Source organism: Rhodococcus marinonascens NBRC 14363, assembly GCF_001894885.1.
Lineage (GTDB): Bacteria > Actinomycetota > Actinomycetes > Mycobacteriales > Mycobacteriaceae > Rhodococcus_F > Rhodococcus_F marinonascens.
Map to the genome: position 1 here is coordinate 149,261 of NZ_BCXB01000009.1, position 23,696 is coordinate 172,956.

Genomic DNA, 23,696 nt, shown 5'->3' on the forward strand with positions numbered 1-23,696 from the left:
CCGGGCCGCCTACCCGTTCGCGGCGATGTCCTCTATTACCGAGATCATCGTGCGCACCGGCACGCCGGTGCCACCTCGACCTGTGTATCCCCACGGTCCCGACGAGTTGTAGGCAGGACCGGCGACATCGATGTGCGCCCACTGCACGCCGTCGGCGACGAACTCCTTCAGGTACAGGGCCGCCGAGAGCATGCCGCCCCAACGGTGATTGGTGACGTTGGCTAGATCGGCGACCTTCGAGTCGAGGTCCGAGCGCAGTTCGGCGGGCATCGGCATGGCCCACGCGTTCTCACCGATCCGCTGGGAGATCGCGGCGATGCGGTCACGGAACTCGTCGGTACCCATGACGCCGGGTGTGCGGGTGCCCAGAGCCACCACCTGCGCGCCGGTCAGGGTCGCGGTGTCGATGAGGTAGTCGGGGTTGTCCTCGCAGGCGCGGACGATGGCATCGGCGAGGATGAGGCGTCCTTCCGCGTCGGTGTTGATCACCTCCACTGTCGTTCCGCCGTATTGGGTCAGCACGTCGCCTGGACGCTGCGCGGTAGCCGACGGCATGTTCTCGGCCATGGGGACGGTGGCGGTGACGTCGACGGGCAGGCCGAGTTTGGCGGCGAGGACGACCGTGGCGACCACTGCGGCCGCGCCGCCCATGTCGGAGGTCATGTTCTCCATGCCTGCGGCGGGCTTGATGGAGATGCCGCCGGTGTCGAACGTGATGCCCTTGCCGACGAGCGCCACCTTGGGTGCGTTCCGCTTCTTTGCCGAGTAGCTGAGCCGCACCAGCCGAGGCGGGCGGGACGAACCCTTGCCGACACCGAGAATTCCACCGTAGCCGCCGTTTTCGAGAGCCTTCTCGTCGAGTACCTCAACCTTCAGTCCTGCATCGATTCCGAGAACCTTTGCGCGGTCGGCGAACTCGGCGGGAAAGAGGTGGCTCGGTGGGGTGTTGACGAATTCGCGGGCAATGGCGACGGCCTCGGCGATCGCCGAGGAGCGGGCAAGCGTCTTCTTGGCGTCCCCGGTACGCGGGGCTGACACCATCAGTTCCACCCGTGACACGGGTTTCGCGTCGGGGCCGGGTGCGGACTTTGCGGACTTGAATTCCGCGAATCGGTACGCACCCAAGGAGAAACCTTCCGCCGCGGCACCGAGATCGAGCACGGACAGCGTCGTCGCGACGGTGTCGACTCCGCCGAGTGAGCGAGCCGCGGCGCCCGCCGATCGCCGGATCTGCTCGGCGTCGAGGTTCTCGGCGGAACCGAGCCCGATAGCGAGGACGCTGCCGACCGGAAGTGTGGCCGGTGAAGGGATCCGGGTGGTCTCCTCGGCCTTGCCAGTGGCGCCGACCGCGACGAGCGTATCCAGTAGATCTGTCAGCACGGCTTCGTCGACGACGCCACCGGCGAGCGCGATTTCGGGGCTGTCCGAACTCGATGTCAGTCCGATCACCAACACGTCCACGTCCTTGCCGACTGAGCCGGCCAGAACGAGTTGCGGTCCGAGGGGTCGGGCTGTGAGAGGGCTCACGGTGTCTCCTGAGGCAGTTCTGGATCGGGTCGGGCCCGGCGATAGCGGTGCCGGACCCGACCCGATGGTAGTGCCCCCGTGCCGGGGCTTCGATAGGTTGGGCGCATGACCGAGGAGCAGTTGTCGCAGGGGCCCGGTCACGTCGTCCATGTCGAACTCGGCGTCACGTTCGCTCCGCTTCGCGGTGGGGAGATGCGGGTGCCGCGGCCGAGTGCAACGCCACGTAAGCGCTCGTCGTGGAAGTCCTGTCGGGAGACCGGCAGCGAAGGCCGTTCGATAGGATCACCGACATGACAGGTGTCTCCGAGTTCGTACGCGTCCCGCATCCCTCTCCCGCCTCCGACGAGATGCGGCGAGAGATACTGGCGGAACCCGGATTCGGCAGGCACTTCACCGACCATATGGTGTCGATCACATACTCCGCCACCCACGGCTGGCATGACGCCAAAGTCGAGCCGTACGCACCAATCCAGATGGACCCCTCCGCGATGGTGCTGCACTACGGACAGGCGGTCTTCGAGGGTCTGAAGGCGTACCGGCAGCCTGACGGCGGCATCTCGACGTTCCGCGTCGAGACGAACGCGCAACGGTTCCAGGCGTCGGCACACCGACTCGCGATGCCGGAATTGCCAGAGGAGCTGTTCGTCGGGTCGATCGCCGAACTACTCGAACTCGATCACGAGTGGGTGCCCGCCGCAGGCAGTGAAGAAGCGTTGTACCTGCGCCCGTTCATGTACGCCACCGAGGCGGGTCTCGGTATCCGTGCCGCCGACGAGTACCGCTACCTGCTGATCGCGTGCCCTGCGGGCGCCTACTTCCCGCGAGGTGTCAAGCCCGTGAGCGTGTGGCTATCGCGTGATTACGTGCGTGCGGCACCAGGCGGTACCGGAGCCGCCAAGTTCGCCGGCAACTACGCGGGGACGCTGCTCGTGCAGAGGCAGGCCGCTGACGAGGGCTGCGACAACGTCGTCTGGCTCGACGCGGCCGAGCGCAGGTATGTCGAGGAGATGGGCGCGATGAACCTGTTTTTCGTCTTCGGCTCCGGCTCCGATGCCCGCCTCGTGACTCCGTCACTGAGTGGATCACTACTGCCGGGCGTCACCCGCGAATCCCTGCTGACCTTGGCGACCGATGCCGGATTCGGTGTCGAGGAGCGAAAGATCAGCACCGACGAGTGGCGCGAGAAGGCCCTCACTGGAGAGATCACCGAAGTCTTCGCGTGCGGTACGGCTGCAGTGATTACCCCGGTCGCCCGTGTGAAGTCGGCGGAAGGCGACTTCGTGATCGCCGACGGTGAGCCGGGCGAAGTCAGCATGGCCCTGCGCGATACCCTCACCGGAATCCAGCGCGGCACGTTCGCCGACACCCACGGGTGGATGACGAAGCTGCGGTGAGCCGGCACTCGGCCGACGCATTCACAAAGCGAGACCGATCGCCGAGACGGTGACCGTGATCTCGAGTGCCGCCCCGAGCACATCACCGTTGATTCCGGCGAACCGCCGAACGCAGTGCGCCACCAGAAACATGGTGAGGGCGAGTGCTATCGCCACGACGATAGGCCCCTGCCACCACGGCGAGGTGCACCATGCGGCCGCAGCGAGTAGCGGAACGGTCCACGCAATACCGATCCACGGCGACTGGGTCCCGGCCACCAATGCGCCGAATCCTTCCGTGGACGACGCGGAAATTCCACGTCGGCAGGCGAACACCACCGCCACCCGGCCTGCGACGACAGCCACTGCCACGCAGCCGAACTGCCCTGTGGTAGCGAGAGTTCCGAAGGCGAGCCCCTGCGCGCCCAGGCAGATCACCAGAGCACACACCCCGAACGGGCCGGCGCCGCCGCTGTGCATCACGGCCCGGGCCCGTTCGGGAGGTCCGTAGCAGCCGAGTCCGTCGACTGTGTCGGACAGTCCGTCGATGTGCATGCCGCGCGTCACGAGAGCGAGTGCACCGACCGTCAACAGCCCTGCGAGGGCAGGGTTCTGGCCGGCGGACACGAGGACCCACAACAGTCCCGCGGCGAGGATGCCCAGCGCGAGGCCGGTGAGCGGCGCGGCTGTGATTGCGCGGCGCCCAGTCGTGCGATCCACCGAGTCCGGTCCTCGCAACGGGAGGACCGTCAGCCAGGAGAAGGCCAGTCGAACGCCCGACACCATCAGTCCACGGTATCGGGGTCGGACTCGTCGACTTCGCCCTCGCCGTCAGTTTCCGCGTTGCCCTCGCCGTCACGTGTGCTGACGCCCGCCTCGGCGAATGTCGCCATCTCCGCCAGCGACGCGACGGCACCCTGCAGGATGGGCAACGCCGTCACAGCGCCGGATCCCTCGCCGAGTCGCATGTCCAACTCGAGGAGTGGGTCGAGTTGGAGATGCTTCAGCGCGATGGTGTGCGCCGGTTCGGTGGACCGGTGCCCGGCAAGCCACCAGGCGCGGGCGCCGTGGGCGAGTTCCTCCGCGACCATGGCGGCGGCGGTGACGGTGACGCCGTCGAGGATCACCGGGGTCCTGCGCGCGGAGGCCTGGGCGAGGAATCCTGCTATTGCAGCGAGATCCGCGCCCGCCGCGGTGCGTAGCAGCGCCACGGTGTCGCGGACGACGGGTCGCGCCCGGCGCATTGCGTCGCGGATGGCCGCCGTCTTGCGAATCCAGCCCGCGTCGTCGATACCCGTACCACGGCCTACAGCGGCCACAGGTTCGGTGTCGGTCAATGTCGCGATCAGGACTGTGGCCGGAGTGGTGTTGCCGATTCCCATTTCGCCGGCAATCAACAAGTCTGCGCCAGAATCGATTTCGGCGTCGGCAATCGCCCGTCCGGCCTCGATGGCCCTCAGTGTCTCCTCGTGCGTGAGGGCGTCCTCGCGGTCGATTGAGCCGGAGGACCGCCGGATCTTGAAGGCGGACAACGATGGATCCGTCGCGCCGTCCACGGAGATGTCGACGACGCGCACGCCGGCGCCCGCCCGGTTCGCGAGAGCGTTGACCGCTGCTCCGCCGCCCACGATGTTGGCGACCATCTGAGCGGTCACCTCCGGCGGATAGGCCGAAACTCCGTTTCGCGCGACCCCGTGGTCGCCGGCGAACACCACCACCCGCGCCCGGGCGAAGGGTACTGGTGGGCACACACCCTGGCAGGCCGCGACCCAGCACGCGAGCGACTCGAGGCGTCCGAGTGAGCCAACCGGTTTGGTGAGTTGCAACTGACGGGCCTCAGCCTGTGCGCGCACTGTCTCGTCGGGTGGGGTGACGGGTTCGAACCGGCCGGATTCGCTGCTCGCCGATTCGCTGCTCGCCGATTCGCTGCTCACGGATTCGCTGCTCACGCTTGGCCTCTCGTTCGTGTCGATATTTCGGTTCCGCACGCATGGTCGGCGGGAGCATCTTTCAGGGTCATGGTCAGTCCGGCGACGACGAGGACCACCCTGTCGCACACTCGGGCAAGGCGTGCATTGAGGGCGCCGATCTCATCCCGGAACAGGCGTCCGGATCGTGTCTCGGGGATTACACCGAGGCCCACCTCGGGGGTCACGAGAACGAGAGCGCCACGGTAGCCGCGGACACTCGAGACGAGAGCGTCGGTCTGCGGGCTGATCGTGCCGCGCGGCAGTTCCCAGGCTGCGGCGGCGTCGAGTTCGACAGCGAGCCAAGTGCCGAGATCGTCGACGAGAGTGGCAACGGCATCGGTGGGCGACCGCAACTGCTCGGCGAGGTCGAGGTCGAGGTCGTGGGCAGTTTCGAACGTGGTCCAGGTTTCCGGGCGCCGGTCGCGGTGCTGCGCGACCCGCTGTTCCCAGTCCTGATCGCCGGTATCGCGGTGGCTGGTGGCGACATAGCGCACCAACCCCGGTCCGGCGAGGGTCTGGGCCAGTTCCTCCGCGTAGGCCGACTTTCCGGACCGTGCACCGCCGAGCACCAGCGTTCGCGAAGACCGGTTCGGATGGTTCGGTCGGTCCGAGGGCCCGGAGGTGGGCTCGGAGGTGGGCACGGAGGTGGGCACGGAGGGAACGCTACCAACCCGCCGACCGTGGCAGAATTTTAGTGATCAGACGGCGTCGCCGGGACGTACTCGCGGCTTGGGGGCACGTAGCTTGCGGATCTGAGAGGCCCGGACGAACGCATACCAGCCGAGCTTGAACCCCCCGTCCGGGGTGTCCGGGAAGCGCGCGCGCACCTGATTGTTGATCTTGCGGCCCAGCCAGTAGCCTTCTACCGCCATGAACAGCATCATGACGAGCATGGCGAGCGTGACGATGGACTGGAGGGCCGGGCTCACGAACATCGTCATGATCAGGACCAGGGCCATAGGCATGAACAGGCCGACCAGGTTGCGCCGGGCGTCCACAATGTCGCGGACGTAGGCGCGGACCGGACCCTTGTCGCGGGGGAGCAGGTACTTGTCTTCACCGGCGAGCATTCGGGCGCGGCGCTCGGAGGCGGTGGCGCGCCGCTCCGCCGCGGCGACCTTGCGGTCTTCCTTGTTCCCTCTGGTGGTCTTCTTGCGGGCCCGGGCCTCTTTCGCCGTCAGGGGTGCGGGTGCGACGGGACCCCGACGCCTCGACTCGGCGTCGCGTCGTTTGGGGGTCGGTCGGCCCTTGCCTATCTGTTCGATCGACTCCGACTCCGAGGCAGAAGTCACTTCCGAGGCGGTGGACGGCTCCTCGGCCGCGACGTCCCGCTTGCCCGAATTATCCGAATCACCGCGGCGTAGCAATTTCACCCTCCCAGCCTATTGGACGAGGCCGCGGCAAGGGAAACCGCCCTCACCTTGAAATGACGGGTCACGCCGCCCGCAATAGAGCCGACCGTAATAGAGCCGCCCGCAATAGACTCTTGCCGATGCGAGTGATGATCGCACCGGACTCCTTCGGTGAAACGCTGACCGCCATCGAGGCGACCGCCGCCATCGCAGCCGGATGGGCCGCTGTGCGTCCCGGCGACCAGTTGATCGAGGCGCCGCAGTCCGACGGTGGCCCCGGTTTCGTGGAGGTGGTCGCGGCAGCAGGCGGCGCTGTCCGGACCGTAGTCGTGGAAGGGCCCCTCGGTGCCGATGTCACGGCCAGATGGCTCCTCGACGGTACCGACGCCTATCTCGAGTCGGCCCAGGCGTGCGGGCTGGGACTTCTCTGCGGACCACCGACGCCCAGCACCGCACGTGACGCGCACAGTCGTGGTGTCGGGCAGCTCTTGGTGGCCGCGCTCGACGCCGGAGCGCGGAGAATCGTCGTGGGTCTCGGTGGCAGTAGTTGCACCGACGGCGGGCGTGGGCTGGTCGAGGCATTGTCGCGGGTGTTCGGGAGCGTGGATGCGGCGGTCGCCCGACTCCGGGAAGTGGAACTGGTGTCCGCGACCGACGTCGTGCACCCGTTGCTCGGGGCGCAGGGTGCTGCGCGGGTCTTCGGACCGCAGAAGGGCGCCGATCCCGAAACCGTCGCGCTCCTCGAAGATCGGAACGCCGAGTGGGTAACGCAGTTGCAGTCGGTGACGTCACGCGAGGTCGCCGCGGAACCCGGGGCCGGTGCCGCAGGCGGAATCGGTGCTGCGTTGCTCGCACTGGGTGCGACGCGGGAATCCGGCGCGCAGGTGGTGGCCCAGCGGACCGGACAGGACCGGCAACTGGCGTCCGCGCAACTGGTGATCACCGGGGAAGGGCGACTCGACCGGCAGTCGTTGAGTGGGAAGCTCGTGATCGAGCTGGTAGCGGCCGCACGCCGACGATCGATCCCCACGCTCGTCCTCGCCGGACAGGTGCTGTTGGACCCGGCGGAACTCGACGGCGCGGGCATCGACCGCGCGCTGTCCCTGGTGGGCCGGGCCGGGTCCGTCGAACTGGCGATGTCGGACGCCTACGCGCAGCTCAGAGGCCTCGCTTCAGCTGCCGCGCGCGGCGGGAAGAGCGCCGCCGCCGGGTAGTAACGGAAAACCGAGACGTCGGATACCATGGGCGTGGGTCGATCTGCGGACGTTGCCGCAGGGGATTGAACCCGGGAATAAGTCGGGCGCAAAGTACCGTTGAAGCGTTCACGGGTTTGTTTACGAACTACAGGGAGAGCCCATGACTGTGCAGAACGAGACCGACGTCCACGGCGTCAAGATGACCGAAGCCGCATCCGTCAAGGCGAAGGCGCTGCTCGATCAGGAAGGTCGCGACGACCTTGCGCTGCGAATCGCCGTGCAACCCGGCGGCTGCGCGGGACTGCGCTACCAGCTTTTCTTCGACGACCGGAACCTCGACGGCGACCTGATCGTGGACTTCGGTGGCGTCGCCCTCGCTGTCGACCGGATGAGCGCGCCGTACGTTGAAGGTGCTTCGATCGACTTCCTCGACACCATCGAGAAGCAGGGTTTCACGATCGACAACCCCAACGCGACCGGTTCGTGCGCTTGCGGCGACTCCTTCAACTGAGTCCCTGCTTCAGCTGTAATTGAATCGGCGAGTCTGACGCGGAGCTTTTGGCTTCTGCGTCAGACTTTTTTCATGCTCGATCTCGCCGCGACATGCTGCCACTCGATTGCGGTGGTGGTCCGGGTACGGTGAGAATTCCGACCGACTTCATCGAAAGGCATCCGCCCGTGACAATTGCGGTAACCGGTTCCATCGCCACCGACCACCTGATGCGGTTCCCGGGCCGGTTCGCCGAGCAACTGCTCGCCGATCAGCTCAGCCACATCTCGTTGAGTTTCCTGGTCGACGATCTCGTAGTCCGGCGCGGCGGAGTTGGCGGCAATATCGCTTATGCCATGGGCGTTCTCGGTGGTACTCCGTTGCTGGTCGGGGCTGCCGGGGCCGACTTCGCCGACTACCGTGAGTGGCTCGAGAGCAACGGCGTCGACTGCACCGCCGTCCGGATCTCGACGGTTGCGCACACCGCCCGCTTCGTATGTACCACCGACGAGGACATGGCGCAGATCGCGTCGTTCTATCCTGGCGCGATGAGTGAAGCTCGCGAGATCGAGCTCACCCTGATCGCAGAGCATTGCGCACCGCTCGAACTGGTGTTGATCGGGGCCAACGACCCCGAGGCGATGATCCGGCACACTGACGAATGCCGTCGCCAGAACATTCCGTTTGCTGCCGATCCGTCGCAGCAACTGGCCCGTCTGGGCGGCAGCGAGGCGTCCGCACTGATCAACGGCGCCAAGTACCTGTTCACCAACGAGTACGAGTGGGGACTGCTACAGCAGAAGACCGGATTGTCCGAGGAGGAGATACGGTCACAGGTCGGCGTCCGGGTTACCACGCTCGGTTCCAAGGGTGTCGAAATCGTCGATTCCGACGGCAACTGGACTCGGGTCGGGGTGGTGCCCGAGAAGGCCAAGGTCGACCCGACCGGTGTCGGCGACGGATTCCGGGCCGGATTCCTACTCGCACACAGCGCAGGCTTGAGTTTCGAGCGTTCGGCACAGCTGGGATCGCTCGTGGCCGTGCTGATTCTCGAAACTGTGGGCACACAGGAGTGGACATTCGATCGTGCCGAGGCCGTCAAGCGACTCGCGGACGTCTACGGTGCCACTGCTGCTGACGAGATCGCCGCGGTCCTGCCGTAGGCGTCTTCACGCAGGCGTGCAGTGTGGTAGCCCGGGCTCCCACACTGCACGCCTGCGTGAAGGACTAGAGCGACACCGGGTACGCGGGTTCGGCGATCTCCGGAACGATCCGGTTCTCCACGAAGATTCCGTGCCACACCATGAAGATCAGCACGGTCCACAGGCGACGACTGTGGTCGGACACGCCGTTCCGATGATCGTTCAGCATTTTGGTGATGGCAGCCTTGTCCAGAAGGTGATCGGTGCCCGACGCTGCAATCTGCTCGTGCGCCCAGTCGAACAGTTCGGTTCCGCGCAGCCAGTGTCGCAACGGGACGGGAAAACCGAGTTTCACTCGATGGAGCACATGCCCGGGCACGATTCCCTCGAGCGCCTGTCGCAGCGCGTATTTGGTGGTGTTCGGCGCGGATCCGGATCTCTTCGTTCGCCTGGTCGTGATCTTCTGGTCCAACGGCACCTGCGCCGCCACCGCGAAGACCTCGGGATCGAGGAACGGGACCCGCAACTCGAGCGAATTGGCCATGGTCATCTTGTCGGCCTTGACGAGGATGTCGCCGCGTAGCCAAGTGAACAGGTCCAGATGCTGCATCCGGGCCACGGGATCCCAGCCCTGTGACAGGGCGTAAATCGGGTCGGTGACGTCGCGGTGTGTCCATTCCGGCCGGAAGTCACGCAGTACCGCGCGCAACTGGGCGTCGTTGAAACTCCGTGCGTTGCCGTAGTAGCGCTCTTCGAGGGTCAGCGAACCACGGTTGAGCAGACTCTTGCCCCGGGTGCCCTCGGGGATCCGTTCGGACAATCTCCCGGCAGCCTTCCGCAGTCCCCTCGGTAGATACTCGAACGGCGCAAGTGAAATCGGTTCGCGGTAGATGGTGTAGCCGCCGAACAGTTCGTCGGCGCCCTCACCCGACAGCACGACCTTGACGTGCTTGCGCGCCTCCTTTGCGACGAACCACAGCGGGACCAGCGCAGGATCGGCGACCGGGTCGTCGAGATACCACACGATCTCGGGAATGGCGGCAGCGAACTCGGACGGGCTCACCACCTTGACGACGTGCCGTGCGCCGATGGCTGCGGCCGACTCCGCCGCGACATCCACTTCGGAATAGCCCTCGCGCTCGAAGCCGGTGGTGAACGTGATCAGGTTCGGGTTGTGCCGCATCGCGAGCGCCGCAATGGCCGTCGAGTCGATGCCTCCAGACAGGAACGAACCGACCGTCACGTCGGCGCGCATGTGTTTGGCGACCGAATCCTCCAGCGCCTCCGCAATCTCCCGGTACCTCGCCTGCTCCGTGCCGACCGCGAACGGTCGAACCGGGAACGTGGGGGTGAAGTAGCGGGTGATGACGGGTTCTTCGCCGGGGCGTACCCGGGCGAAGCAGCCGGATTCGAGTCGCCGGATGTGCTGGTGCAGAGTTTCCGGCTCCGGCACATACTGCAAGACCGTGTAGTGCTCGACGGCCCGCGGATCGAGTTCGGTTCCGATACCGATCAGCCCCGCCAGTTCGAGCAGGCTCTTCTTCTCGCTACCGAACGCGGTGCCGCCGGGGCCTGTCGCAAGGAACAGGGGCTTGATGCCGAACGGGTCGCGGGCGATGAACAGTTCGCGCGTCGCCGTGTCCCAGATGGCGAACGCGAACATGCCGCGCAGACGGCGGACGGCGTCCTCGCCCCAGTAGTGGAAAGCGGCGACGATGGCCTCGCTGTCGCCCTCTGTGTCGAACTGCGCACCGAACTCGTCGGCCAGTTCGGCCCGCACCTCGAGGTAGTTGTAGATCTCGCCGTTGAATGTCAGCGCGTAGCGTTCCGGATCCTCCTCCGGTCCCCAGCGCAGCGGCTGATGGGAGTGTTCGATGTCGATGATCGACAGCCGATTGAACCCGAACACCAGGTGGCCGTCGTGCCAGGTGCCGTGCTCGTCCGGCCCACGGTGCCGCAGGCAGTGCATCGCCTGGTCGACTTGTGAAACGGCGGCGTCGGTGGTTTCTCCGGAGGTCAGTAGCCCGAGCAGTCCGCACACGGCGTCCGGTACCTCAATTCAGAATTTGGGAAGGCTCCACTATGTGGAGAGGGCAGGGAACTCTGTCGGAAAGTATGCCGCAGATTGCCGAGTCGGCCGGTACGGGCCGCCTGCCACATCACTCCGACAATCCGGACTCCGGGAGCAGTGGGACGTCAGACCCGAAAAAAGCGAGTCGCCGCCTTTGGTCTACGCTGCGTAGTAATTGGGCCTCACCCATCGGGTTGCCCTAGTGGAATATTGCGGCGATCAGGAAGGCGTGAACGTGGCGCAAAGTCGGATCCTTCGGCGGGCTGGGCTGGCAGTATCTTTGGGCGTTACTGCCTTGTTGCTGTCGGGTTGCTCAATCGACAACAAGGTGCTTCGTTTCGGGTGGCCTTCGGGCGTTACCCCGCAGGCCACCCGAATGCGTGAACTGTGGACCTGGTCGATCATCGCTGCCCTCGCCATGGGTGCGCTGGTGTGGGGACTCATCTTCTGGGCGGTGATCTTCCATCGCAAAAAGAAGGACTCACCAGAGTTTCCGCGTCAGACGGCGTACAACGTTCCGTTGGAACTGGCGTACACCGCGGTTCCGTTCGTCATCATCTCCGTTCTGTTCTACTTCACGGTTGTCGTGCAGAGCCATGTTCTCGAGAAGACGGACAACCCCGATGTAGTGGTGGATGTCACGGCTTTCCAGTGGAACTGGAAGTTCGGTTACCGCTCCATCGACCTCGGCGACGGCGCCGGCAGATACGACGGCGTCGACCAGGCAGCCCAGGCTGCTGTCCAGCCGAAGCCTGTCGAAGAAGGCGAACTCCCCGGACCCCTGCACGGCAAGTACCCTCAGGACCTGTCTTACCTGCGCTACGACACGATCGAGACCGTCGGCACCAGCGAAGAAATTCCGATCCTTGTTCTGCCTACCGGCAAGCGGATCCAGTTCGATCTGGCTTCGGCCGATGTGATCCATGCGTTCTGGGTGCCGGAGTTCCTCTTCAAGCGGGACGTGCTTCCGAACCCGAAGGAGAACCACTCCGACAACGTCTTCCAGATCAGTGAGATCGAGCGGGAAGGCGCCTTCGTCGGACGCTGCGCCGAGATGTGCGGCACGTTCCACTCGATGATGAACTTCGAGGTCCGTGCCGTCACACCTGAGAAGTTCGCGCAGTACATCGAGTTGCGTACGCCCGAGGAGGAGGGCGGCCAAGGCCTGACCACGGCGGAAGCGCTGCAGGCCATCGGTGAATCCCCTGTTGCCACGTCGACGTCTCCCTTCACTACCGATCGCGGCTACCAGCAGGCGAGCGGTGTCGACGGTATCTGAACCTGCTGCCGATACCACACTGACCAAGGACAAGTACTGATATGAAGATCGAAGCGAAGCTCTTCGAGATCCTGACGGTGTTCTTCATTCTCGTCGCGATCACGTATGGCGTGTTCACCGCCCTGTCGCGAACCGGCATCGAATGGGCGGGTCTGACAGCCATCTGCCTGTCGGCGGGGCTGACGCTGATCGTCGGAACGTACTTCCGCTTCGTTGCCCGGCGTCTCGATACGCGCCCCGAGGACTACGAAGACGCCGAGATCGCAGACGGCGCCGGCGACTTGGGCTTCTTCAGCCCCGGAAGCTACTGGCCAATCCTGCTTGCTGCCGCAGCAGCCTTGATCGCCCTCTCATTGGCGTTCTTCCAGCTGTGGTTGCTGGCGGTTGGGGTGGTTGCCATACTTGCCGCCGCTACAGGTCTCGTTTTCGAGTACTACGTCGGACCCGAGAAGCACTAGGTTCGCACCACAGACCGAGCGCGGAGGCGCCGGACCCATATTGGGTCCGGCGCCTCCGCGCTTCTCTGCCGAGTGGCGGCGTGGCCTGCACGCACGCGGCGGAACGGTGTGGTTGTGCATGATGGAGGCAGACCCAGGACGAGCCACTCATGACGAACACGAGCCACTCATGACATCGACATCGACGGTCGACCTGTCGACGATCCCACCCGAGGCCTTGCATCGGGAGTTGGGCGCAACGCCCGATGGACTGGCCCTGCACGACGCTGCCGCGCGGCTCGTGGCCGACGGTGCGAACGAGGTCGCCGAGCGGCGACGAAATCCGGTGCTGACCTTCGTCGGCTACTTCTGGGCGCCGATCCAGTGGATGATCGAGGCTGCGCTCCTGCTGTCGCTGGCAGCGCGGCACTGGATCGACGCGGTGATCATCGGCGTTGCTGTTGGGCATGAACGGCGTGGTGGCCTTCACCGAGGAACGGCAGGCCGCTAGAGCGCCATCGCTGCCCTGAAGATGCGGTTGGCCACCACCGCGCGAGCGCTGCGCGGCGGCGAGTGGGCGACGGTGGCGACGCGGGAGTTGGTTCGCGGCGACGTGATACGGATTCGCCTCGGGGACGTGGTTCCCGCCGATGCCCGACTCTTGGACGACAGCCGGTTGCAGGTCGACCAGTCCGCGTTGACAGGCGAGTCGCTGCCAGTGGCCTGCGAGCGCGGCGGCGTCTTGTACTCCGGGGCGGTGATTATCCGCGGGGAGGCGAACGCGATGGTCTTCGCCACCGGCGTGGACTCTTTCTTCGGCCGCACCACCGCCCTTGTCGAGACCGCCGGCGCGGCCAGCCATTTTCAGAAGGCGGTGCTGCGCATAGGCAACTACCTCATCGTGATCGCTGTCGCCCTGGTCATTCTGACGGCAGTGGCTTCGTTGCTGCGGGGCAACCCGACGCTGCAAACCCTCGAGTTCGTACTCGTGGTCACGATTGCCTCCGTGCCGGTTGCGCTGCCCGCCGTGCTGTCGGTAACGATGGCCGTCGGCGCCCGCCAACTCGCGCGCCGAAAGGCGGTCGTCAGCCACCTGCCCGCAGTCGAGGAGTTGGGCGGCATCGACGTGCTGTGCTCGGACAAGACCGGCACCCTCACCCAGAACGCTCTTGCGGTCGCCGACCCTTGGTGCGCACCGGGAGTCACACGAGCGGACCTTCTCACCGCTGCGGCGCTCGCATCGCGCGCCGAGGATCAGGATCCGATCGATCTGGCGGTGCTCGCCGCGGCCGAGGACATCATGCCGGTACCCGCTGCCGAGGTCGAGGAGTTCGTGCCGTTCGACCCAGTAGCCAAACGGACCGAGGCCACGGTCCGAGGCGGCGACGGAACCGTCTACCGCGTCAGCAAGGGTGCGCCGCAGGTCATCGCCGAACTCTGCGAGGACGACCCGGCCTGTGGGGCCGCTGTCGTGCAGGCCGACGAGTACGCCCGGCGCGGTGACCGTTCGCTGTCGGTGGCACGTACGACAACCGGCGTCCGGTGGCGGCTGCTCGGGGTGCTGCCCCTCGCGGACCCGCCACGGGCGGACTCCGCGGCCACGGTCACCGCCGCTCAGGACCTGGGCGTGCAGGTGAAGATGGTCACCGGCGACCAGGTCGCCATCGGTGCCGAGATCGCCCGCCAGGTTTGTCTCGGTGACCACATCCTGCCCGCGGACACCTTGCAGACCAGCATCACCAACACCGACGAGCAGGTAGCCGATCTGGTGGAGAGCGCCGACGGGTTTGCCCAGGTGTTCCCCGAACACAAGTTTCGGATCGTGCAACTGCTCCAGCAACGCGGCCATATCGTCGGGATGACCGGTGATGGTGTCAACGATGCCCCTGCGCTCAAGCAGGCCGACGCGGGCATTGCCGTCGCTGGGGCCACCGACGCAGCCCGCGCAGCCGCGGATGTCGTACTGCTAGCCCCCGGACTGTCAGTGATCGTCGACGCAATCCGGCTCGCCCGGGAAATCTTCGCTCGCATGACCAGCTATGCGACCTACCGGATAGCCGAGACCATCCGGGTGTTGTTGCTCGTCACCCTCGCCGTCGTCATCATGAACTTCTTCCCCGTCACGGCGATCATGATCGTGCTACTCGCGGTCCTCAACGACGGCGCGATCCTGGCCATCGCTTTCGATCACGTCCGCAGCTCACCTCGTCCGGCCGCGTGGGACATGCGCATCGTGCTCACCATCGCCACCGTCATCGGCATTCTCGGTGTGGCCGAAACGTTCCTACTCTTCACGCTCGCCGACAAGGTCTTCGGCCTCGACACTGATGCGATCCGCACCCTCATCTATCTCAAGCTGTCCGTCTCCGGACATCTCACGGTGTTCGTTACCCGCACCCGTGGCCCGTTCTGGTCGAGACCGGCGCCCGCCCGCGTGCTGGTGGCCGCTGTTGTCGGCACCCAAGCCATCGCCACCCTGATCGCCGGATTCGGATTGTTGATGACACCGCTGGGCCGGGGTTGGGTAGCCGCCGTCTGGGGCTACGCCCTGGTCTGGTTCCTCGTCGAGGACCGGGTCAAACTCGCTACCTATACGATCCTCGAGCGGCTGGCGCATCCACTCGTCCCCCAAAACTCGTCCCACGAAACCAGCGCGAGAGCCGACAGGTGAACTGAAGGCCATCACACGACACACGCGATCCGGGCCGGCGGGGGAGGACGACTCACCGTGACCTGCTCACATCCAGGTCGCAACATGTCCGATCAGCGCTGGCTCGATTCGGCATCAAAGCAACGGTCTTGTCCGGTCCCAACGGGCCGAGATACGAGCAGGGCCCCGAACCAGATTTGGTTCGGGGCCCTGACGGGAATTTCGGTCGCGGCTAGTGGGTTTCGCCGTTTCCGGACGATCCATTGCCGTGTACTTGGTCCTGGTACTCCCGCAGCATCGTCAACTGCTGGTGTTCGCCGTCGTGCAGGGCGGACTCGAGAGCCAGGCTCTCCTCGACCGAGTCGGCCGTGACGAGGCTGCCGGAGCCGGGCTTGCCGGCAGATCCCAGCTTGTTCATCTTCTTCGGAATACCCGCGCCCTGGTACTCGAGCGGAATCGGGTGACCGTGGTCGTCGACCGGGCCGAGTGGCTGGTGGATCTCGATGTACTGACCGTTCGGCATCCGCTTGATGATGCCGGTCTCGATGCCGTGCTCGAGGACCTGACGGTCGCTGCGCTGGAGACCCAGGCAGAACCGGTAGGCCACGAAGAAGGCGATGGGGGGCAGTATCACCATGCCGATGCGGCCCATCCACGTCGTCGCATTCAACGAGATGTGCATGTGGTACGCGACGATGTCGTTGATGCACGAGATCGTCAGGATGACGTAGAACGTGATCGCCATCGCACCGATCGCGGTACGCACCGGAACGTCGCGCGGACGCTGGAGCAGATTGTGGTGAGCGTCGTCCTTGGTCAGACGCTTTTCGATCCACGGGTACGCGATCAGGACGGTGAACACCAGACCCATGATCAGTGCCACAGCGAACACAGAGGGAATGGTGTAGCGGTTGAACAGGTAGATGTCCCACGCCGGCCACAGACGGGCCATGCCGTCCGTCCACATCATGTAGATGTCTGGCTGTACGCCCGCCGATACCTGAGACGGGTTGTAGGGGCCGATGGTCCAGACCGCGTTGATCTGCAGCAGTCCGCCCATCAGGGCGAGGACACCGGCAGTGATCGCGAAGAACGCACCGGACTTGACGGCGAAGACCGGCAGGATTCGGACGCCCACGACGTTCTGTTCCGTGCGTCCGGGGCCGGGGAACTGCGTGTGCTTCTGGTACCAGACGAGCGCAAGGTGTCCTGCGATCAGGGCGAGGATGATGCCGGGGAGCAGCAGGACGTGCGCGACATATAGGCGGGGAATGATCAGGTTGCCGGGGAAGTCGCCGCCGAAGATCAGCCAGTGCAACCAGGTTCCTGCGATCGGGACGCTCATCGTGATGCCTGAGAGAGCGGCGCGGACGCCGGTGCCGGACAGAAGGTCGTCCGGAATGGAGTATCCGAAGAAGCCCTCGAACATCGCCAGGATCAGCAGAAGGCAACCGATGACCCAGTTGGCCTCACGCGGACGCCGGAAGGCGCCGGTGAAGAAGATCCGCAGCAGGTGTACGACGATCGACGCCGCGAACATCAGCGCTGCCCAGTGGTGGATCTGACGGACGAAGAGCCCGCCGCGCACCTCGAACGAGATGTTCAGGGTGGTTTCGTACGCGCGGGACATCGTGACGCCACGAAGTGGTTCGTACGCGCCGTTGTAGACGACCTCGGCCATCGACGGGTCGAAGAACAGGGTTAGGTAGACACCGGAGATCAGTAGGATGACGAAGCTGTACAGCGCGATCTCGCCGAGCAGGAAGGACCAGTGCGTGGGGAAGACCTTGTTGATCTGCCGCCGCATTCCGGCCGCGAGATGATACCGCGAGTCCATCGCTTCGGCTTGGCCGGCGGCCATCGAGTTCAGTTTGGATGGTTTGTTGTCGGTCACGGTCGACGCTCCCAAAATGCCGGGCCGAGAGCTTCGATGTAGTCACCCGAGGCGACTAGGAAACCCTCTTCGTTCACTGTAATTGGCAACTGCGGAAGTGCACGAGCGGCTGGACCGAAAACCGGCTTTCCGTAGGTCAGCGCGTCGAACTGCGACTGGTGGCACGGGCAGAGGATTAGATTGGTCTGCTGTTCGTACAGCGAGGTGGGGCAGCCGAGATGGGTGCAGATCTTCGAGAATGCGAAGTAGTCCCCGTAGTTGAAGCTCTCTTGGCCCTTGCGCTTGGTGGCCCGCTCGGCGTCCTCCGTGCGGAGACGGATGAGCATGGTCGCGTTGCGGACGCCACGCAGGCCCCCGAACAGGGCCTCGTGGTCGCCTCGGTCGGACTCACGGAAGGGAAACACGGTCTCCATGGAGCCGGCATCCAGGTCTTCCGGGCGGACGAGGACGACGTCTTCGGGGCGGCCGGTGTCGCGGCGCAGGTAGATGGTTTCGCCTGCGTAGCGGGGGGTCCACCCGGACACCCACAGCGGCGAATCGTCACCCTTGGCCCACGGGTTCTTGATCAGGCCACCGAGAGGCATGACCGTCATGATGCCGAGGGCGCCACCGCCGAAGAGGAGGCTGCGCTTGAGGAGTTTGCGGCGCCCGATCGTCGACGTGTCGAGCGAATCACCCAGTTCCGCAACGATAGTCTTGCGATCGGCCTCGGACGAGCCTCCGTCGTGGCGGTCCTGAATGGACACCTCTTCGGGGATGAACTTCTTGGTGAACTGCACCGCCCCGATGCCCAGGCCGAGAATGGACAGGCCCATAGTGAGGCCGATCAGCGGCGTGTACAGGTTGTATGCGGAGTAGTTCTCTTCGCCTGCGCCGGCATACTCCCAGGGCCAGAACAGGTAGATCGCAATGAATGCGATGGCCGAGATGCCCGAGAGGGCGAACCAGAAGGCGACCGACCGTTCGGCGCGCTTCTCCGCCTTCGTTCCCGGAATCGCCCAGCGGTGGCGACGGAACGCGACGTCGACACCGTCGAGATTGGTGCCGAGTTCGACCAGTTCGTCGCGGCTGAGGTTCTCGAGTTCCTCATCCGTGTGCTTCTTTGGCGTGGCGCCGTCCGATTGGCCAGCGTCGCTCATGACCTTGCTCCGATCCACAATGCCGCACCTACGACAGCGATGATTCCGACGACCCACATGGCCAAGCCCTCGGAGGCGGTGTTGAGGCCACCGAGCCCGTAGCCGCCAGGCTGCTTCGTCTCACCCGACGACTTGACGTAGGCGATGATGTCCTTCTTTTCCTCGACGGTCAGCTGACGGTCCGAGAACTTGGGCATGTTCTGCGGGCCGGTGACCATCGCGGTGTAGATCTGCTGCTCGTTTGCGGGGTCCAGGACCGGCGCGAACTTACCGGACGAGAGTGCACCGCCACGACCGGTGAAGTTGTGGCAAGAAGCGCAGTTGAGGCGAAACAGCTCGCTGCCGCGTCCGATGTCGCCGCCGCGCAGCGAAGACTGGGCGATCTCGCCGTTTTCGTCACGGATGACGGTGGGGCCACCACCGTTGGCCTGGATGTAGGCGCCGATAGCGTCCGTCTGCTCCGCATCGAACTTGAGGGGCTTGCGTTCGATCTGCGCCTCGTTGCGAACTGCGGGCATACGTCCCGACGACACCTGGAAGTAGACGGCGGCCTCGCCGACACCGATCAGGCTGGGGCCGCGGTCCTGGACGCCCTGGAGGTTCGCACCGTGGCAGGTGATGCACGACGTGTCGTACAACTGCTTGCCTTCGCGGATCATTGCTGCCTGATCGTCACTCGCGGTGGCGACCTGAGGGGCCGGCGTCAACGCGGACGCGAGGAAACCGGCGCTGACCAGACCCATCATCAGGACCAGGGCACCCGTGACGCGCCTGCGTAGCTTCCGCCGGCGCCGTACCTGGGCGGCAGACGCTGTGGTGTCGGATGGGGGAGGGGGGGATGGACTCATCTGTATCCCTTTAGGTATGTCGGGACGGACTGGACGTCAGGGGGCTGCCTGGGGGCGTTCAGCTGATCAACGGATGAAGTAGATCGTCGCGAACAGGGCGATCCACACGATGTCGACGAAGTGCCAGTAGTACGAGACGACGATGGCCGCGGTGGCCTGGGCGGGCGTGAACTTGCTGACCTTCGTGCGGGCGATCAGGAAGATGAACGCGATGAGGCCGCCGATCACGTGCAGGCCGTGGAAGCCGGTGGTCATGTAGAACACCGAGCCGTACACACTGCTCGAGATGGTCGTGCCCTCGTGGACCAGGCTGATGTACTCGTAGCCCTGCCCGAGGACGAAGAAGGTGCCCATCATCAGGGTCAGGAGGTACCACCGGCGTAGGCCGAATACGTCGCCGCGTTCGGCCGCGAACACACCCATCTGGCAGGTGAACGACGAGGCGATCAGCACGAGCGTCACGGGAACGGCGAGGAACAGATTCAGCTCGGTCGGCTCCGGCGGCCAGATTCCGTTCGCCTGTGCTCGTGCCACGAAATACATGGCGAAGAGCCCTGCGAAGAACATGAGCTCACTTGACAACCAAACGATGGTGCCAACGCTGACCATGTTTGGTCGGTTCAGCGAGTGCACGCGTTGGGTGATTGCTGATCCTGAAGTCCCTACTGCGCTCGTCACAGACAGAAGTATGACGCGTTGTCGTAAGAGGTGGCTACTCGGGTCCGTCCTCCGCGCACCGACGCGCACCGAGTGACCGATTGTCCCTGCTGGCAGGCTGGTCGCAGACCGTGAAGGGCGGAGGAATGAGCACTGGACACAACCGTACGGGGTGGCTGCAGCGACTGTTCGGGCGGCGGCAACAGGTCGCGGTCGCCAGGTGGCTAGGCTGCCAGGGATCGAACCGGATCGGATCCGCCACTAGTACAAGAGGACACGACGATGCAGAGCCCCACCCCTCAGGAGACGAACGACGGACTGTTGTCGGCGCGCACGTGGCCGTCGGTTCTCGGCGTCCTCACCGAGGGCCGCGACCTCTCGGTGGAGGACGCGGCGTGGGCGATGGACGAGATCATGTCCGACAACGCCACCTCCGCACAGATCGCGGCATTCGGTGTTGCCCTGAAGATGAAGGGCGAGACTCCGGAAGAGGTGCGCGGCCTGGCCGATTCGATGCTCGGACACGCGCGTAAGGTCCCGATCGACGCCGACGTCGTCGACGTCGTCGGAACCGGCGGTGATCGGTCCAATACCGTCAACATCTCCACGATGGCATCCATCGTGGTCGCGGCGACCGGTATTCGCGTCGTCAAGCACGGGAACCGTGCCGCGTCCTCCAAGAGCGGCGGCGCGGACGTTCTCGAGGCGCTCGGAGTGAAGATCGATCTCGGTCCTGACGAGGTGGCCCGATGTGTCCGGGAGACCGGGATCGGCTTCTGCTTTGCCCCGGTGTTTCACCCCGCTCTGCGTTTCGCGGGATCGCCGCGCAAGGAGATCGGCATCCCGACCGTTTTCAACGTGCTCGGGCCGCTCACGAATCCGGCGCGTCCGCGTGCGGGCCTCGTCGGGTGCGCGTTCCCGTCGCTGATCTCGGTGGTGGCAGGTGTGCTGGCGCAGCGCGGCAGTTCCGCCCTGGTCGTGCGGGGCGACGACGGCCTCGACGAGTTGACCACGTCGACCACGTCGACGGTGCACATCGTGTCGGACGGGTCGGTGGCGATCCGTCAGTTCGATCCTCGCGACATCGGGATAGCGCGGGTCTCGCTCGACGAACTGCGCGGCGGCGATGCCGAGGTGAACGCGGCGGTGGCGCGGCGCCTCCTGGCAGGCGAGACCGGACCGGTGCGCGATGCGGTCCTGCTCAACGCCGCGGGAGCGATCGCGGCGTTTCGAGGACTGGGCGGCCGCTCGCTGGAAGATGCACTGTCGGACGGTTTCGCGATCGCGGCCCAATCCATCGACAGCGGCGCGGCGCAGGCGCTGCTCGGGAAGTGGGCCGAGCTGACGTCCCGGTTGACCGCCACCAAATAGGTTCGGCCCCGATCGAGTTCGGTTGCCGGCGAATCACCCGCCGATGGAGAAACCCGCCTCCACGTCGGCGCTCGAGTAGGACTGGAACGCGATGTGCGTTGCTGTCCTGGATACGCCCTCGACCTTGTTGATCCCCTCGGTGACAACTTCAGCGATCTTTTCGTGGTCGCGTACTCGCACGATCGCGATCAAGTCGACGTCGCCGGCACAGGAATAGACCTTGTCCACGCCGGCGATGTCGGCGACCGCCTGAGCGGTCTCCGGGATGCGGTGAGCTTCGGCGTGGATCAGGACGATGGCGTTGATCATGATCGTCAGCCTATGCGGTGGTCGACGGAATCCAGCATGGGTGGTCGGGTCGCGGCGTCCTGCATCGAGGCGCTCCCGGCTCGCGCGAGCGCGCACCAGTCGGCCCAGGAACCGGCACCCTGTGCGGGCTCGCACCAGCCAGAGGAGGCACTGACGATGCGAGTGTCCTCCCGGTCGAGCCAGCGTGCGATGAGGCTTGCTTCCTCAGGGGACGCGCCCCGCAGCGGCGAGGCGTCGGGCACGACGGTTTCGGCGGCGACGACGAGCGCATCGACCACGGGCATGGGGGGTGTCCCTTGCCGCGCGCATCCCGCGGATGCCAGCCGCCCTGCACGGATCACGGCGAATTCCCAGCCGCCTGCCGCGGCGGGGTGCGCGGCGACGAGCTGATCGAGGGCGGTGAGAGCCGCCAGTCGTTGCATTCTCCGCAGCACCAGAACCGTCTCAGCGGTGCGATCGCGCAGGCGTGCGGCGTTCTCGAACAACTCGAGGGCAGCCAATTCCTCCACCCGCTCACGCATGTGGCGCAACGGTGTGTGGTCGAGGCCGCGCACGAGCTGCCGGAATTGTTCCGGGCTGCGGCGGTAGGCGTCCTCCGTATCGAGGCCGTGGACGGCAGCCGGACAGCGGCCGATCTCGTGCGGCGGACACCGCGGCCCGTGCTCTCTTCCCTTGGGTATGCGGCTCGTGCAGGTGCGGAGAGTGCAGTACTCGGCGAGGGTGTCGGCGACGCCGACCGCCGTCGAGCGCGACCGGAATGGACCGAGCGAGTCGGCGGTGGGAGTGCGGACCACCGACAGTCGGGGAAACGCCTCCACGGTGAGGGTGATCCACCATCCGCGTTTCGGATATTTCGATCGACGGTTGTATGGGGGAGTATGCGCGGCGAGGAGGCGGAGCTCGCGCACCCCGGCCTCCAGAGAGTGCGCGCACTCCACATGGTCGACTCGGGCGCACAGGGCGACCATCTCCTTCATCCGGCCACGGGTCTCCGACCCGGTGAAGTAGTGGCGCACGCGTCGGCGCAGATCCGTTGCCGTGCCGACGTAGAGGACCTCGTCGGACGGGCCGCGGAACAGATACACGCCGGGAGAGCGGGGAAGGTCGCGAGCAAACACGCGCTTCGCTCGCTGATGTGGCGAAACGTCGGGAAGGTAGTCGACGAGTTCGGTGAGACTGTGTACTCCCTGGTTGCCGACCCGTTCGATCAGGGCGTGCAGGACGTCGACCGTGGCGCGGGCATCGTCGAGGGCTCGGTGTGTCGGCGTGGTCCCGACCTCGAAGAGCCGAGCCAGCGACGACAGCTTCACCGAGGGCGCTTCGTCGCGGGTGAGGACTCTTCGGGCCAGTTTCACCGTGCAGAGCACGGTGAACTTCGGCCACGAGATGCCGGTAGCGGAGGCGGCGGCTCGGAGGAAGCCGGTGTCGAAGGGGGCGTTGTGTGCGACGAGCACTGCTCCCTGCGCGAATTCGAGGAATGCGGGCAGCACTGCCTCGATCCGCGGAGCATCGATCAACATCGCCGACGTGATGCCCGTGATCTCGACGATGTAGGGCGGGATCGACCGCCCTGGGTCGACGAGGGTCGCCATTTCCCCGATCACCTCGCCGCCGCGGATCTTTACGGCGCCGATTTCTGTGATTGCGTCCTCGCCCGGCCGCGTCCCGGTGGTCTCGAGGTCGACCACCACGAATGTGGTCTCCCGCAACGGGGTGTCGAGATCGTCGAAGCTCAGCTGTTCGGGTATTCCGGGAACGCTCACAGGTCAACTACTTGGCCCTGAAGGGCCAAGCTTGCAGCTATAACACCCAACTGGCTGTGGGGTGTCACGCCGCACCAAGGACCGTTGACTGGGCCCGGTGGTTTTCGGCGGCCCGATACGCGATGTTGTTCGAGCCGACAATGTCTGCGTGTTCAACGAAACCGCAGTCGAGGCAACAGAACCGGTCCTGACGGGGCCGGTTCTTCTTGCCGATATGGCCGCAACGGG

General features: G+C 65.5%; 20 protein-coding genes and 1 pseudogene. 9 read left to right on the plus strand and 12 right to left on the minus strand.

Translation table 11 applies throughout. The annotated features are described in order from the left end of the window. Nucleotides 1–9: 9 nt before the first annotated feature. Nucleotides 10–1,527 carry a leucyl aminopeptidase gene (locus RM2_RS08920; RefSeq protein WP_072688465.1) on the minus strand — a complete coding sequence of 506 codons (1,518 nt, stop codon included), beginning with the start codon at nt 1,525–1,527 and terminating at the stop codon, nt 10–12. 105 nt (nt 1,528–1,632) lie between these two features. On the opposite strand from RM2_RS08920, the gene RM2_RS08925 reads away from it, so the two are divergent. Further along, the gene (locus RM2_RS08925) at nt 1,633–1,821 is read left to right on the plus strand and encodes a hypothetical protein (protein WP_072688466.1); all 189 of its coding nucleotides are present in this window, start codon (nt 1,633–1,635) and stop codon (nt 1,819–1,821) included. Next, nucleotides 1,818–2,921 (plus strand): branched-chain amino acid aminotransferase, encoded by a 1,104-nt coding sequence (locus RM2_RS08930; protein ID WP_072688467.1) that lies wholly within the window; start codon nt 1,818–1,820, stop codon nt 2,919–2,921. The genes RM2_RS08925 and RM2_RS08930 overlap by 4 nt, the downstream gene beginning before the upstream one ends. A gap of 21 nt (nt 2,922–2,942) precedes the next feature. Here RM2_RS08930 and RM2_RS08935 read toward each other — a convergent pair whose 3' ends face one another. The 4 genes from RM2_RS08935 to RM2_RS08950 form a co-directional block, all read right to left on the minus strand. Then, nucleotides 2,943–3,683 (minus strand): adenosylcobinamide-GDP ribazoletransferase, encoded by a 741-nt coding sequence (locus RM2_RS08935; RefSeq protein ID WP_072688503.1) that lies wholly within the window; start codon nt 3,681–3,683, stop codon nt 2,943–2,945. A gap of 2 nt (nt 3,684–3,685) precedes the next feature. Beyond that, nucleotides 3,686–4,834, minus strand: coding sequence for a nicotinate-nucleotide--dimethylbenzimidazole phosphoribosyltransferase (cobT, locus tag RM2_RS08940; RefSeq protein WP_072688502.1), 1,149 nt, complete (start codon nt 4,832–4,834; stop codon nt 3,686–3,688). 11 nt (nt 4,835–4,845) lie between these two features. Continuing rightward, complete coding sequence (gene cobU, locus RM2_RS08945) at nt 4,846–5,442, minus strand: bifunctional adenosylcobinamide kinase/adenosylcobinamide-phosphate guanylyltransferase (RefSeq protein WP_072688504.1); 597 nt, start codon at nt 5,440–5,442, stop codon at nt 4,846–4,848. Between the two features lie 126 nt (nt 5,443–5,568). Next, nucleotides 5,569–6,243, minus strand: a complete 675-nt coding sequence (locus RM2_RS08950; RefSeq protein ID WP_072688468.1) for a DUF3043 domain-containing protein — start codon at nt 6,241–6,243, stop codon at nt 5,569–5,571. A 119-nt stretch (nt 6,244–6,362) separates the two neighbouring features. Between RM2_RS08950 and RM2_RS08955 the strand changes: the two genes are divergently transcribed. The 3 genes from RM2_RS08955 to RM2_RS08965 all read left to right on the plus strand — a co-directional run bounded on the left by RM2_RS08955 (nt 6,363) and on the right by RM2_RS08965 (nt 9,071). Further along, nucleotides 6,363–7,436 carry a glycerate kinase family protein gene (locus RM2_RS08955; RefSeq protein ID WP_072688469.1) on the plus strand — a complete coding sequence of 358 codons (1,074 nt, stop codon included), beginning with the start codon at nt 6,363–6,365 and terminating at the stop codon, nt 7,434–7,436. Between the two features lie 142 nt (nt 7,437–7,578). Continuing rightward, on the plus strand, nt 7,579–7,929 hold the full coding sequence (locus tag RM2_RS08960; protein WP_072688470.1) for a HesB/IscA family protein: 351 nt from the start codon (nt 7,579–7,581) through the stop codon (nt 7,927–7,929). A gap of 167 nt (nt 7,930–8,096) precedes the next feature. Next, the gene (locus RM2_RS08965; RefSeq protein ID WP_072688505.1) at nt 8,097–9,071 is read left to right on the plus strand and encodes a carbohydrate kinase family protein; all 975 of its coding nucleotides are present in this window, start codon (nt 8,097–8,099) and stop codon (nt 9,069–9,071) included. 64 nt (nt 9,072–9,135) lie between these two features. On the opposite strand, the gene asnB is transcribed toward RM2_RS08965, so the two are convergent. After that, complete coding sequence (gene asnB / locus RM2_RS08970; protein WP_072688471.1) at nt 9,136–11,091, minus strand: asparagine synthase (glutamine-hydrolyzing); 1,956 nt, start codon at nt 11,089–11,091, stop codon at nt 9,136–9,138. Nucleotides 11,092–11,350: 259 nt separating this feature from the next. Between asnB and ctaC the strand changes: the two genes are divergently transcribed. The 3 genes and pseudogenes from ctaC (at nt 11,351) to RM2_RS08985 (ending at nt 15,508) form a co-directional block, all read left to right on the plus strand. Further along, the gene (gene ctaC / locus RM2_RS08975) at nt 11,351–12,400 is read left to right on the plus strand and encodes an aa3-type cytochrome oxidase subunit II (RefSeq protein WP_072688472.1); all 1,050 of its coding nucleotides are present in this window, start codon (nt 11,351–11,353) and stop codon (nt 12,398–12,400) included. A gap of 41 nt (nt 12,401–12,441) precedes the next feature. Continuing rightward, the gene (locus RM2_RS08980; protein WP_072688473.1) at nt 12,442–12,858 is read left to right on the plus strand and encodes a cytochrome c oxidase subunit 4; all 417 of its coding nucleotides are present in this window, start codon (nt 12,442–12,444) and stop codon (nt 12,856–12,858) included. Between the two features lie 169 nt (nt 12,859–13,027). Continuing rightward, a pseudogene (locus RM2_RS08985) lies at nt 13,028–15,508 on the plus strand (plasma-membrane proton-efflux P-type ATPase). Nucleotides 15,509–15,719: 211 nt separating this feature from the next. On the opposite strand, the gene qcrB reads toward RM2_RS08985, so the two are convergent. From qcrB to ctaE, 4 genes are all read right to left on the minus strand, one after another. Next, nucleotides 15,720–17,348 (minus strand): cytochrome bc1 complex cytochrome b subunit, encoded by a 1,629-nt coding sequence (qcrB, locus tag RM2_RS08990; RefSeq protein WP_072688506.1) that lies wholly within the window; start codon nt 17,346–17,348, stop codon nt 15,720–15,722. A gap of 29 nt (nt 17,349–17,377) precedes the next feature. After that, a complete protein-coding gene (gene qcrA / locus RM2_RS08995) occupies nt 17,378–18,520 on the minus strand; it encodes a cytochrome bc1 complex Rieske iron-sulfur subunit (protein WP_072688474.1) in 1,143 nt (380 codons plus the stop codon). Then, nucleotides 18,517–19,368 carry a cytochrome bc1 complex diheme cytochrome c subunit gene (qcrC, locus tag RM2_RS09000; RefSeq protein WP_174553837.1) on the minus strand — a complete coding sequence of 284 codons (852 nt, stop codon included), beginning with the start codon at nt 19,366–19,368 and terminating at the stop codon, nt 18,517–18,519. The genes qcrA and qcrC overlap by 4 nt, the downstream gene beginning before the upstream one ends. 66 nt (nt 19,369–19,434) lie before the next feature. Next, nucleotides 19,435–20,046 carry an aa3-type cytochrome oxidase subunit III gene (gene ctaE / locus RM2_RS09005; protein WP_072688476.1) on the minus strand — a complete coding sequence of 204 codons (612 nt, stop codon included), beginning with the start codon at nt 20,044–20,046 and terminating at the stop codon, nt 19,435–19,437. 261 nt (nt 20,047–20,307) lie between these two features. Between ctaE and trpD the strand changes: the two genes are divergently transcribed. Next, nucleotides 20,308–21,396 (plus strand): anthranilate phosphoribosyltransferase, encoded by a 1,089-nt coding sequence (gene trpD / locus RM2_RS09010; protein WP_072688477.1) that lies wholly within the window; start codon nt 20,308–20,310, stop codon nt 21,394–21,396. A 33-nt stretch (nt 21,397–21,429) separates the two neighbouring features. Here trpD and RM2_RS09015 read toward each other — a convergent pair whose 3' ends face one another. After that, nucleotides 21,430–21,705, minus strand: coding sequence for an Lrp/AsnC family transcriptional regulator (locus RM2_RS09015; protein WP_072688478.1), 276 nt, complete (start codon nt 21,703–21,705; stop codon nt 21,430–21,432). Nucleotides 21,706–21,710: 5 nt separating this feature from the next. Continuing rightward, entirely contained in the window at nt 21,711–23,468 is a 1,758-nt protein-coding gene (locus RM2_RS09020) for a DEDD exonuclease domain-containing protein (RefSeq protein WP_072688479.1), read from the minus strand. Nucleotides 23,469–23,696: the final 228 nt, after the last annotated feature.

Excerpts from the sequence above, each read along its gene's own strand:
- RM2_RS08925 (WP_072688466.1), top strand. The coding sequence starts at position 1,633 with ATGACCGAGGAGCAGTTGTCGCAGGGGCCCGGTCACGTCGTCCATGTC.
- RM2_RS08930 (WP_072688467.1), top strand. The coding sequence starts at position 1,818 with ATGACAGGTGTCTCCGAGTTCGTACGCGTCCCGCATCCCTCTCCCGCC.
- RM2_RS08955 (WP_072688469.1), top strand. The coding sequence starts at position 6,363 with ATGCGAGTGATGATCGCACCGGACTCCTTCGGTGAAACGCTGACCGCC.
- RM2_RS08960 (WP_072688470.1), top strand. The coding sequence starts at position 7,579 with ATGACTGTGCAGAACGAGACCGACGTCCACGGCGTCAAGATGACCGAA.
- RM2_RS08980 (WP_072688473.1), top strand. The coding sequence starts at position 12,442 with ATGAAGATCGAAGCGAAGCTCTTCGAGATCCTGACGGTGTTCTTCATT.
- qcrB (WP_072688506.1), bottom strand. The coding sequence starts at position 17,348 with ATGGCCGCCGGCCAAGCCGAAGCGATGGACTCGCGGTATCATCTCGCG.
- qcrA (WP_072688474.1), bottom strand. The coding sequence starts at position 18,520 with ATGAGCGACGCTGGCCAATCGGACGGCGCCACGCCAAAGAAGCACACG.
- qcrC (WP_174553837.1), bottom strand. The coding sequence starts at position 19,368 with ATGAGTCCATCCCCCCCTCCCCCATCCGACACCACAGCGTCTGCCGCC.
- trpD (WP_072688477.1), top strand. The coding sequence starts at position 20,308 with ATGCAGAGCCCCACCCCTCAGGAGACGAACGACGGACTGTTGTCGGCG.
- RM2_RS09015 (WP_072688478.1), bottom strand. The coding sequence starts at position 21,705 with ATGATCAACGCCATCGTCCTGATCCACGCCGAAGCTCACCGCATCCCG.